Consider the following 11,708-nt stretch of genomic DNA (forward strand, 5'->3'; position numbering starts at 1 on the left):
TTTTTTGTCTTCTGGTACGACTCTATAAGTTTCGTTTGCACACACGCAGAGCGTGTGGTTTAAAAAGACTAATAAAACGAGGGCAGACATCGTCTGCCCCTCTATTTTTTTGCGGTAAATAATATCCGTTCAGAAGTCTCCTGAACTGGGTTACTAAAATCTGCAAGCACATCAACTACTTTGAAACCTATTCTCTCAAGCCAATTTTGTAAAGTCTGAATCGGAAAGGTTCGCTGTTCATGAAATTCGTCAAATCTCGTATAATCATCAGAATGTTTATTTTTTACAAAAAACGATAATTCATGTTCTACACTGTGAGGATGTTCCCCCTCAAAACAATTCCAAATAAAACTAACCTCTTCATCACTGCTCACAAATGGCCCATCCATAAAAATGGAGTCCATTTTATAAACGGAATGGACATCAAACAAGAAAAGTCCATCGTGTTCCAATAGCTTGAAAACATTTTGAAAGGTTTTCTGCACATCTTCTTCAGTACGCAAATAATTAAGTGAATCACAGAAAATCACAATCACATCAAATGGATCTAACCCCGAGATTTCCACCATATCCTGTTGGTAAAACTCAATCTTCACTCCGGCTTCCATTGCTTTGTTATTCGCGACTGCCAGCATATCCTCAGAGAGATCTACCCCAACAACCTCAAAGCCTTCTTTTGCAAGTCGAATCGCAATTTCACCTGTTCCGCATCCAATATCAAGAACACGCAGTGGATGTTTTTTATTAAAGTGCGAAACTCTCTCTTTAAAGAACAAAATCCATTGCTCATAATCCACATCACGCATTAGTTCATCGTAGATATAGGCAAATTCTCCATAGCTCATAAACTCAGCACATCTTCTACTGTTTCAGTAGGCGCATCTCCCCACAGACGTTCTAAATTATAGTAGGTACGCTCGTCTTTATGAAATATGTGAGCAATTACATCTCCAAGATCAACAAGAACCCATCTTGCTTCGTCAAAACCCTCAAGACGCTTGATTTGAATACCATTTTCATCGGCTTTGTCTTTGATTTCGCGTGCAATTGCTTGTACTTGTTTTTCAGAATTCCCATGACAGATTAAGAAATAATCGGCAACAAGGGATAGCCCCTTCATATTTAATGCTACAATATTTTCAGCGCGCTTATCGTCAGCAGCTTGAACTGCAAATGTTAAGATGTCTCTTTCATTCACCCTAGGATTCCCCCTTTTTATTTAAGATTAATGCATTATATGTTTGCAAAGTATCAGGATAAATTGCTTGATTTTTTTTTGCCAAAAACATGATGGTGTTTCTTAATGAATAGATGAGGGCTGTGTCTAAATCCTGTTTTGCGATTTCTCTAACTTCCTCTACACCCGGAAAATGTCTACCTGGCTCGATGTAATCTGCGACAAATATAACCTTTTCAAGCAGAGTCATTCTTTCACGTCCAGATGTATGGAAACGGATTGCATCAAGGATTTCTTCATCCTGAATCCCCACCTCTGTCTTAACAAGGTAGGCTCCTACCGGCGCATGCCATAGTTCTGTATTATAAAATAATAAATCCTTCGGCATATGTTGGTCGATAATGATCTGCTTCATCTCTTCCTTTGATCTAAATTTCGCATAGTCATGGAAAATGGCAGCTGTTTCGGCCTTTTTCAAATCAGCATCATATCGTTTGGCCAGGTCAATGGCTGTCTCCATAACACCTAGTGTATGCTGATAGCGATGCTCCGTTAACTGTTCTTTAACAAGTTCTAGGGCCATATCACGTTCCATATAAATGCTTCTCCTCTATATAGTTTCGTACTTTTTCAGGAACTAAATACATTGTATTTCTATTTTCCCTCAGCCTTTTTCTAATCATCGAAGAGGATATATCTAATTGAGGAACATCTACTTCAACAATTGGATATTGAGTCGGAAAAGAATATCCTGGTCTTTTCACCCCAACAAACGTAATTAAATCGATGAGTTCATCAATTTTATGCCAATGCGGCAAATATTCGACCATGTCCCCACCAATAATAAAATAAAATTTTGTATCACGATATTGTTCACGTAACAATAGAATTGTGTCGTATGTATATGAGGGTCCTTCTCTATCCAGTTCAATAAGCTGTAATTTGAATTTTGGTTGGCCTGCAATGGCTAGAGAGAGCATTTCAACCCGCTCCTCATCAGTCACATAACTTTTCCGTTCTTTGTGTGGAGGTATACGATTTGGCATAAACCAAATCTCCGATAAGTTTAGCTGTGTTAATACCTCTGAAGCAATGAACAAATGACCAATATGGGGCGGATCAAATGTACCACCTATGATTCCGATATGGTTCATTTTTTCCCTCCTAGTCGGTCGAAAATGACGCATCAAATTTCTTGCGTACTTAGCTCCGAGAACATAGTGAACAACCAGTTATGCGCTTGCGTCTACTAGTATATTCACGATGTCAATTCCTTAGCGCAAGGGTGTTAGGAAGTAATCTCAAGCAGTTGCCTCGCTTCGGTACTCGGAAGCTCGCGCCGCCTTGAACTTCGGTCCTTTTCAACCTCCTTATTTGAATGCTTATTTGTTAGCCTTTGGTAGCTCCAATTGCTTGTTTTCTTTAGACTCTTTGTATAGCACAATTGTATTTCCAATGATTTGGACCAATTCAGCTTTTGCACCATTGCTCAGCTCTTGCGCTACCGTATCACGGTCATCCTCGCAGTTTTGAAGGACACTTACCTTTAATAGTTCACGAGCTTCTAACGCATCGCTGATTTGTTTAATCATGTTGTCATTTACCCCACCTTTTCCAACCTGAAAGATTGGATCTAAATGATGAGCTTTAGATCGCAAAAAGCGTTTTTGTTTACCTGTTAGCATGTCTTACCTCCTAATAGCTTTGTAACTAGTCTTTCCATTCTGTCTGTGTCTGGAAATATTCCTGTCCATTTTTCAAATGCTAAAGCACCCTGATAAACAAACATTCCAATTCCATTTTGCGTAATTGCACCACGCTTTGCTGCTTCATGCAAGAGTTTGGTTTCAAATGGATTATAAATGATATCACTTACGATAGTTTTTGGAGCCAAATTCTCCAGTCTAAGCGGAATTTCATCAACCTTAGGATGCATACCAACTGAAGTTGTATTGATTATGACTTTATATTTACCCAGAATACTCTCTGCTTCCGCAAAAGCGAGTGCATGCGAGTCAACCGCGAATTTGCAATCGTCAATAATGGCTTTTGCCCGGTCAATCGTGCGATTTACAATATCAATTCTTTTCACACCCATAGCTGCTAATGAAATAAATATCCCTCTAGCTGCACCACCGGCTCCAATTATCAATACATTTGAAGAACACAATTCCTCATTATTGATGACGCGATTTAATGAACGGATAAATCCATTTCCGTCCGTGTTATAGCCTACTAATTTCCCATTTTCATTTACAATCGTATTCACTGCACCGATATTCTTAGTAACCTCTTCAATTTCATCTAAATAGTCGATTACCTTTAATTTATGTGGAATTGTTACGTTAATGCCTGATACCCCGAGTGCCCTTATTCCTTCAATTGCGGCTTTCACCTGGTCCTGTTCCACATGGAAAGCATGGTATCTAGCATTAAGCTTATAATGTTCAAAAATATCATTGTGCATCATCGGTGACATCGAATGTGAAATGGGACTTCCAATTACCCCATATACCTTTTCCATTTCCTCACCCATTACCATTAAGATTACTACTATTTTGTTAAATTAATGATTTTCTTATCATAACCCCAACGCCCTTTGGAACATGAGCTACTACCTTCGTATGTGGTTCATTAATCGTTACCCAACCCAATCCTGAGAAAACAATATCTGTTTTCGCTTCTTTGATCATGAATTCATGGGCAACCAGTGGCGGAAAATCATTTAATTCATGTTTACCAGGAGGCTGTAAGAGCTCACCCTGATGTTTCTCATATAATTCATCAGCATTTTCTAGTTTTGTGCGATGGATATTTAACAAATTTGAGAAATGACAAACGAAAGACTGTCTGCCACCACTTATAAAATCAAACCTTGCTAAGCCACCAAAAAACAAGGTTTGTGCTTCATTTAACTGAAAGACTTTCGGTTTAATTTCTTTCTTAGGTGTAATAACTTTTAAGTCTTGTTTTGATACAAAGTGTGCCATTTGGTGATGATTGATTATTCCTGGAGTATCAAATAAGGAATGCTCCTCATCAAGAGGAATATCAATAATATCTAATGTTGTACCTGGGAAGTGAGAAGTAGTGATGATGTCCTCTTTCTCTCCACTAAATTCCTTAATCAGACGATTAATGAATGTAGACTTTCCGACATTCGTACATCCTACTACGTATACATCTTTTCCAGAACGATAATGCTCAATTGCCTCAGCTACCTCCTTGATGCCTGTACCTTTTTCTGCACTGATTAAAAAGACATCTACCGGTTTTAAGCCAAGTTCTCGAGATGATTCTTTCATCCAGTTTACTAGTTTTTTTGGTTTTACCGATTTCGGTAGCAAATCCACTTTATTACCTACTAATAGTATATTATTGTTCCCCACAAAACGATGAAGACCTGGTAACCAACTGCCATTAAAGTCGAATATATCAACAATCTTTACGATTAATGCATTAGTAGAGCCTATTCCGTGTAAGATTTTTAAAAAGTCATCATCGGTTAAGGATACATCTTGTACTTCATTATAATGCTTTAATTTAAAGCAGCGTTGGCATATGACTTTATCCTTCTCTAAAGCAGATGTTGGTGCATATCCTAATTTTGTTTCGTCAGCTGTTTGGATTTCTACTCCACAGCCAATACAGCTAATCTTCTCTTGTTCCACTCTATTTAATCCTCCCAATAAAGCATTCCACGACGCTTCATCCAAGTTAATATTCTTCTTTCGACTAGGCGGTTAAATTTTGTAAAGAAACCGTCCGTTTGGGCAACTGGAACAACAAGAATAGTATGCATGCCACTCCTGTTCCCACCAAAGACATCTGTTAGAAGTTGGTCACCGATTACAACAACCTCCTCCTTTTGTAGACCCATTTCCTTTACTGCGCGCTTAAAAGCACGTACTAATGGTTTTCTCGCCTCAAAAATAAATGGAATACCTAGTGGATCTGCAAATTCTTTTACCCGTTTTTCATTATTATTTGAGACAATTGTGACGGTAATACCTTGCTCCTTAATTTCCTTAAACCATTCAACAAGTTCTGGAGTTGCACTTGGGCGATCCCATTCTACCAACGTATTATCTAAATCGGTAATGACACCTTTGATGCCTAGTTCTTTTAATTTGCTTGGTGAAACCTCAAAAACTGATTTCACATGTTCATTTGGTAAAAAAACATTTAACAATTTGTTACACCTCTCTCGGACTACCCTTTTTATACCCATCCTATCATAACGAATTAATATGATTTCCACAAAGCAAAAAGATGACAAAATGCATGATAATCTTTCATTTTTTATACAAAAAATAAAAAGTTTTCGACAAAAGTCAGTAAATTTCAACACCTGTGGATAATCTTATGCACATTTTACACAGCGATATACATAGATTTCCAAATTTTATAAACAAAATACCCACAGGTTATCCACCATTTCCTGTGGATAACAGAACGGTTGTTCTATTTTTTTTTTCGTGATAGAGTAAATTTAACAACAACGAATAACATAATAGTATATGCAACATGAGATACTTTAGAACATAATACATGTAATTAATTTAGGAGGTGAATGGCCAACTATTGGCAGTTGATATGAAAAAATTATCAGATGACTTGTTAGTTGAATCTTATTTTAAAGCAATAAAATTAAAGCTAAGTCCTGATTTTATTCACCTTATTGAAACTGAAATTATGCGCAGATCATTGGGACATAAAATTAAAAATATATCATAATTCATTTAATTAAAGAGCCATTTAACGGCTCTTTTTTTCTTTATCATTAATTATCCCTAAAACTTCACCTACTTTAATATCCGTCGAAGCATTAATTTTAGGACTAAGCATAAAACTGTCTTTTTCAAATAACAATATGACGGTTGAGCCAAATGAAAAGTACGCAATTTCTTCCCCTTTTTCCACAGTATCACTTGTATATGTAGTTTCTATACTATTTACAAACATTGCACCTACCTTAACCATTGCAACATATGTATCATTGCCCTTTATTTCTGTGATTTTTCTAAAGTTCTTGGATAAAGGATCTCTACCATATTTTAACCCCAGTCGATTAACCGGATACGATTTCCGGCCTAATTCCCATTGTTTCGTTACGACCCCAGTAATTGGACTATGAATTCGGTGATAGTGGCTTGGGCTTAAATAAAGTATAAGGAAGGTACCACCTATGTATTTTGAAAGGGACTCTTCATCACCGAGCATTTCGGCAACCTGGTAGTGTTTACCCTTTACAATCATTTCTTTTGAAGCGGTAATAATCCCCGTTTCTTCAATGACAGCATCAACAGGACTAATAACCGTATTTTCGGTCTGATCGATTTCCCTACTTTCTTTTCTAAGCCGTCTTACAAAAAGGTCATGTAGGGTTGAGAACTCAGTCAAGTTTTTTTCCATTTCGGCTTGGTTAATATTGTATATTTTCGCATAACTCGGAATAAGTATAGCACTAACTCTTGATTGTGAAAATTTTTTTAAAATCGCCGATGAAAAACGATGATTTGTTAATTCTATAAAAAAGCGATAAAGCCATTTTTGCAAACCCAATTCCTCCTAGGATGTAACAATTCTCTTTACAAAAGCAAAATGGAACGAATAAAATAAGATTAATAAAGTAATACTATACCATTTTATTGATTTTTGGTCCTTTTTACAAAGACTTTTCCAAGAAAGGAGTGATGAGATGTTTTTATTAGATTATTTAGATTCAACTTTAAAAAAGCTTAAAGCACACACCGCTAATATCCTTACTTTAATTAACTTAAGCTTAGGTGGTTTTTCAATATTATTTATTCTTAAAAACGAATTAAATTTAGGATTATTGTTGATTTTTTTAGCCGCTCTTGCTGATCGATTTGATGGAATGGTAGCAAGAAAATTTCAAATTGAATCAGAGCTTGGAAAACAGCTTGACTCGATGTGTGATATTATTTCATTTGGAGTCGCACCTGCACTTTTATTATACCAAGGAATTATTCATGAATTCGGAGCACCGGGAATGTTTTTCACCGTTTTTTATATCGGATGCGGCGCATTTCGATTAGCAAAATTTAATATTAGCGACAATAAAGGCTTCTTCATTGGCTTACCAATTACAGCTGCAGGCTGTCTTTTGACATTAAGCTTCTTAGCAATCCCTTATGTTTCTCCTCAATTTTTTATTTACCTCATGATTATCCTGTCCTTCCTGATGGTTGGTACATTTAAATTAAGGAAAGTTTAATTCAAATCCAAAAACACCTATCCACTTTTAACAGCAGATAGGTGTTTTTTCTTGTCTGGCTCCAGGCACCAAAGGATTCTATTGCCTAAGGCCATGCAGATTTTGCTTTTCTAATTACTTGGTCAGTTCTAAAAATTCCTCGACATCTTTTATCGAAAGTTTTACTGCTTTTTCCCAGAAGTCGCGCTTCGTCAAATCAACACCTAAGTGCTTTGCAGCAAGGTCTTCTACTTTCATGCTTGCTGTATCCTTTAACAGTGCAATGTACTTCTCTTCATAATCTGTTCCCTCTTCTAATGCCTTTGCATAAATACCTAAAGAGAATAAATAACCAAATGTATATGGGAAGTTATAAAAAGGTACTCCAGTTATATAGAAATGCATTTTTGACGCCCAGAATTGTGGATGGTATTCCTCTAGTGCGCCACAGTATGCTTCCTTCTGCGCTTCAAGCATAAGTTCATTAAGACGATCTGTGCTTACAATACCCTGTTTGCGTTCTTCATAGAATCTTGTTTCAAATAAGAACCGAGCATGAATATTCATATAAAACGCAACACTTCTCTGGATTTTATCCTCTAGAAGAGCGAGCTTTTCATCTTCTGATTTTGCATTTTTTACAGATGCATCCGCGACAATCATTTCTGCGAACGTGGATGCAGTTTCTGCAACGTTCATTGCATAACTACGATTTAACGTGTGAACCCCTGCCATAGCATGCTGATGAAATGCATGGCCCAGCTCATGGGCAAGCGTTGATACATTAGATGGTGTTCCTGAGAACGTCATAAAGATTCTAGATTGATTGCTTTCAGGGAAACTTGTGCAAAACCCGCCTGGTCGTTTACCAGGACGATCTTCAGCTTCAATCCAGCTATCTTCAAATGCTTTTTGGGTAAATTCAGTAAGCTCAGATCCAAACTTACTAAATTGTTCTAATATAAATTCGGCACCTTCTTGATAGGAGACCTTTGATTCAGTTTGTCCTACTGGTGCATCCAAATCATACCAACTAAGTTTATTTAGACCTAATACCTTTGCTTTACGGTTCAAATACTCAACAAATGGAGCTTTGTATTCCGTAATAACGGACCACATGGTTTCAAGCGTTTCCTTAGACATTCTGTTTATATCTAACGGTTCTTGGAGAACATTTTCCCACCCTCGTGCTTTATACACATTTAAACGGAACCCGCCAAGATGATTCAACGACTCACCAATATAATCTGAATGTTCAGCCCAAGCTTTTTCCCATTGCTCAAACATCGTCTTGCGGACATTACGGTCAGAGCTTGAAAATTTGTTAAATGCTTGTCCAACAGAAAGTTGTTTTTCTTCTCCATTTTCCTTAAATGGAACTTTGATGTTTCCAACTACCATATTATAAAGCTGTCCCCAAGCGTGATATCCATCAACACCTAAGGCATTAATAAGATTTTCTTGCTCAAGTGATAGCTTTTCTTTTGCTCTCATTCTTCTTTCTTCTAATACATACGATAGCTCATTTAATGGCTCCTCTGATAAAAGCTTATTCCAAACTGTTTCCTCAATTGCAACCAGCTTTTGATCAAATGCAGTAAGTACCGATTGAAGTTGTGCACTTAACTGTGTTGTTTTGCCTTGTAAAAGAGTAGCGCCTCGATCTGTAGTATCTTGTGCTGTCAAACAGCTAACAAAGGCACCCGCTTGGCGAAGCTTTTTAAAAGATGATTGGAAAGCATTTAGTATGTTTAATAATTCTTCTTTATCTTTCTCATTTGTTGGTACTTGAAAAGCGTCAACTAATGCATCGAATTCTGAAATTTCATTATGTAGCGCTTCCAAGAAGGAGTGAAATGCAGGTGAACTGCTCCCCCCTTCGAAAAATACGTCTAAATCCCATTTTAGTTCATATGTACTCGTGCTCATATTTGTTCTCCCTTCTAATTACTTAGTCTCCCTAAATAATTTATATGATTCATTATAAATGGATTTTTAAAAAATTTCTATCATTTCGGGAAACTTTTGACTTTCTCACCCGTTTTACACTCCTTGAATGAAATTTTACCTTTGGTGGTAAACTTAGGAAAAACCCGGAGTTGTTTGTAATGAAGAAGAATTTAATTCAAAACTATATAGAAAAGTTTAAAAACGCTAAACTAGACCCCGAACAATATCCGGAAGTATCTGCTGCAGAAGATATTCAAATTAAAAAACAGGAAATTAATCAAGATCTTCAGATCAATATTTCAACATTAAAAATAATCTATTCAATACCTGAAAACAATGATGTAAAAATACATAGTTTTACGATTGGTGGATTAAATAAAAAAGCAGCTCTTTTGTTTATTTCAACCATTACTGATATAGACTTGATTAACAATCACATTCTCGAACCTTTGCTTAACAATCAAAGTCCATCTAAGGAAATACAGAACCTTATAGAGGTCCAATCATTTTCAATGGTAAACAAAATTCAAGATATTGTTAACGGTGCAAATCAAGGGAATGCAGTATTACTAATTGATGGTAAACCACATTCATTTATAATCGGTACCTCTGATTTTCAAAGTAGGTCCGTTGAAAAAGCCGAAAATGAAATTGTCATTAAGGGCCCAAAGGAGGCTTTTAACGAAAAGGTAGATACAAATATATCACTAATTCGAAAAAAGATTAGAAGTGAAAACTTAATCGTAGAGCAATCTACTATATCTAAACGATCTAATAATGAACTTTATATTCTATATATCAAGGATCTCGCAAACGACAAAATGGTCAAAAATATAAAAGAGAGAGTAAATGCATTGGATGTCGATGCAATCCAAAACCTTTCACTATTAGAACAATATATTGAAGAAAGACCGAAATCAATCTTCCCTAGTCTTTTGTATACTGAAAGACCTGATCGTGCGTCTTCATTTTTAGAAGACGGATATATCGTGTTATTAATGAATAACTCACCTGCTGCATTAATATTGCCTGCAACATTTTGGTCTTTTATTCATAATCCTGAAGATCATTATTTACGATTTCTTTATGGTAATTTCATCCGAGTATTACGTGTATGTGCATTGTTTATTACTCTTTTCGCTTCAGCTATTTATGTATCAGTAACGAATTACCATTCAGAAATGGTCCCCACTGATCTTTTATTAGCTATCTCTGCAACTCGTGAAAAAGTTCCTTTCCCTGCACTTGTAGAGATATTAATGATGGAAATAGCTTTCGAACTTATTCGAGAAGCAGGACTTCGAGTCCCTAATCCTATTGGACCGACAATTGGTATTGTTGGGGCACTTATTTTAGGTCAGGCAGCTGTACAGGCGAACATTGTTAGCCCGATTGTTGTTATTGTTGTTGCATTAAGTGGTCTTTGTTCATTTACACTAAGTGATGTAAGCATGAATTTTGCGATAAGAATTATACGTTTCATTATTATTCTTTCTGCTGGCCTATTTGGTATTTTTGGTATGACTGCTTTGTTTACTGTTGGGATGTTTTATATGGTTTCCTTAAAATCTTTTGGTGTTCCGTACTTATCTCCAATGTCACCAAAATACCTTTCATCTAAGGATACAATCATCAGACAGATTTTAAAGAGTGAAAGAATTCGTCCAGGTTATCTAAAGCCAAAAGACGTCATAAAAAAAGCTGAGGAATAAAAAAATGGAGCAATCTAAAGGTAAAATCGGAATAAGAGAATTTGTTGCTATGGTAATCTTGGTTGTTGGTGTAAAGCTTTCTGATGATACCCCAGCCATTTTCGTAAACTATCTTAGTAACGCCTTATGGATGGCACCTATTATTATTGGGTTATTTTCTATTATTCCAATTTTTTTAACATTAAAAGTCATAACAGCCTACAAAAATAAAAATTTACATGACGTTATTATTCATCTATTTGGAAAATTTTTAGGAACCTTTCTTTCCTGTATTCTGGTCCTTTCGGGTCTTACTGGGCTCACTTTGGACTCTGCCATTTATGTTGATATTATTGGGACAATGTATTTTACAGAGACACCTATCTTAATCATTTATACTGTGCTAATGGCTGTTTGTGCTTATGGCGCAAACAAGGGCCTTGAACATATTGGAAGTGTTTCATGGCTAGTACTTTTCTATATAAAATTTTCACTGCTCATCGCCTTAATTTTATCGCTAAAAGAAAGTAGCTCTTCTTTCTTGTTTCCATTTTTCGGACCAGGGATTGTTGAAGTAGTAAAAAAGAGTACAACCCTGAACTGACCTAGCCAAATGAGACATATATAAAACACCTATCCATATTAAATTTAACACTTTTTCATTAATTTG

14 protein-coding genes are annotated in these 11,708 nt (G+C 36.1%); 4 read left to right on the forward strand and 10 right to left on the reverse strand.

What is annotated here, in order from left to right; all coding sequences use genetic code 11:
• Positions 1-101: 101 nt before the first annotated feature.
• The 8 genes from ACR65M_RS24855 to ACR65M_RS24890 form a co-directional block, all read right to left on the reverse strand.
• The gene (locus tag ACR65M_RS24855; RefSeq protein ID WP_440274708.1) at positions 102-845 is read right to left on the reverse strand and encodes a class I SAM-dependent DNA methyltransferase; all 744 of its coding nucleotides are present in this window, start codon (positions 843-845) and stop codon (positions 102-104) included.
• Positions 842-1,198 carry a ribosome silencing factor gene (gene rsfS / locus ACR65M_RS24860; protein ID WP_121447272.1) on the reverse strand — a complete coding sequence of 119 codons (357 nt, stop codon included), beginning with the start codon at positions 1,196-1,198 and terminating at the stop codon, positions 842-844. The genes ACR65M_RS24855 and rsfS overlap by 4 nt, the downstream gene beginning before the upstream one ends.
• Position 1,199: 1 nt before the next feature.
• A complete protein-coding gene (gene yqeK, locus ACR65M_RS24865) occupies positions 1,200-1,772 on the reverse strand; it encodes a bis(5'-nucleosyl)-tetraphosphatase (symmetrical) YqeK (protein ID WP_440274709.1) in 573 nt (190 codons plus the stop codon).
• Positions 1,762-2,331: a nicotinate-nucleotide adenylyltransferase gene (locus ACR65M_RS24870; RefSeq protein WP_341330802.1), complete on the reverse strand. Its 570-nt coding sequence runs from the start codon at positions 2,329-2,331 to the stop codon at positions 1,762-1,764. Before ACR65M_RS24870 ends, yqeK begins: the two co-directional genes overlap by 11 nt.
• A 228-nt stretch (positions 2,332-2,559) precedes the next feature.
• Positions 2,560-2,862 (reverse strand): ribosome assembly RNA-binding protein YhbY, encoded by a 303-nt coding sequence (gene yhbY / locus ACR65M_RS24875; protein ID WP_121447275.1) that lies wholly within the window; start codon positions 2,860-2,862, stop codon positions 2,560-2,562.
• The gene (gene aroE, locus ACR65M_RS24880; RefSeq protein WP_341330801.1) at positions 2,856-3,701 is read right to left on the reverse strand and encodes a shikimate dehydrogenase; all 846 of its coding nucleotides are present in this window, start codon (positions 3,699-3,701) and stop codon (positions 2,856-2,858) included. Before aroE ends, yhbY begins: the two co-directional genes overlap by 7 nt.
• 37 nt (positions 3,702-3,738) lie before the next feature.
• On the reverse strand, positions 3,739-4,848 hold the full coding sequence (gene yqeH / locus ACR65M_RS24885; protein ID WP_341330800.1) for a ribosome biogenesis GTPase YqeH: 1,110 nt from the start codon (positions 4,846-4,848) through the stop codon (positions 3,739-3,741).
• A 5-nt stretch (positions 4,849-4,853) separates the two neighbouring features.
• A complete protein-coding gene (locus ACR65M_RS24890) occupies positions 4,854-5,408 on the reverse strand; it encodes a YqeG family HAD IIIA-type phosphatase (RefSeq protein ID WP_341330799.1) in 555 nt (184 codons plus the stop codon).
• Positions 5,409-5,773: 365 nt separating this feature from the next.
• Here ACR65M_RS24890 and ACR65M_RS24895 point away from each other — a divergent pair, with 365 nt between their 5' ends.
• On the forward strand, positions 5,774-5,914 hold the full coding sequence (locus tag ACR65M_RS24895) for a sporulation histidine kinase inhibitor Sda (RefSeq protein ID WP_121447319.1): 141 nt from the start codon (positions 5,774-5,776) through the stop codon (positions 5,912-5,914).
• 21 nt (positions 5,915-5,935) lie between these two features.
• Here the strand turns inward: ACR65M_RS24895 and ACR65M_RS24900 are convergent, their stop codons facing one another.
• Positions 5,936-6,736: a phosphatidylserine decarboxylase gene (locus ACR65M_RS24900; RefSeq protein WP_440274710.1), complete on the reverse strand. Its 801-nt coding sequence runs from the start codon at positions 6,734-6,736 to the stop codon at positions 5,936-5,938.
• Between the two features lie 142 nt (positions 6,737-6,878).
• Between ACR65M_RS24900 and pssA the strand changes: the two genes are divergently transcribed.
• The gene (gene pssA, locus ACR65M_RS24905; RefSeq protein WP_341330797.1) at positions 6,879-7,418 is read left to right on the forward strand and encodes a CDP-diacylglycerol--serine O-phosphatidyltransferase; all 540 of its coding nucleotides are present in this window, start codon (positions 6,879-6,881) and stop codon (positions 7,416-7,418) included.
• 114 nt (positions 7,419-7,532) lie between these two features.
• Here pssA and ACR65M_RS24910 read toward each other — a convergent pair whose 3' ends face one another.
• Positions 7,533-9,326 carry a M3 family oligoendopeptidase gene (locus tag ACR65M_RS24910; protein WP_440274711.1) on the reverse strand — a complete coding sequence of 598 codons (1,794 nt, stop codon included), beginning with the start codon at positions 9,324-9,326 and terminating at the stop codon, positions 7,533-7,535.
• A gap of 179 nt (positions 9,327-9,505) precedes the next feature.
• Between ACR65M_RS24910 and ACR65M_RS24915 the strand changes: the two genes are divergently transcribed.
• Entirely contained in the window at positions 9,506-11,059 is a 1,554-nt protein-coding gene (locus tag ACR65M_RS24915) for a spore germination protein (RefSeq protein WP_440274712.1), read from the forward strand.
• 4 nt (positions 11,060-11,063) lie between these two features.
• On the forward strand, positions 11,064-11,642 hold the full coding sequence (locus ACR65M_RS24920; protein ID WP_440274713.1) for a GerAB/ArcD/ProY family transporter: 579 nt from the start codon (positions 11,064-11,066) through the stop codon (positions 11,640-11,642).
• The last annotated feature ends 66 nt before the right edge of the window (positions 11,643-11,708 follow it).

This window comes from Ferdinandcohnia sp. SAFN-114 (assembly GCF_059415045.1).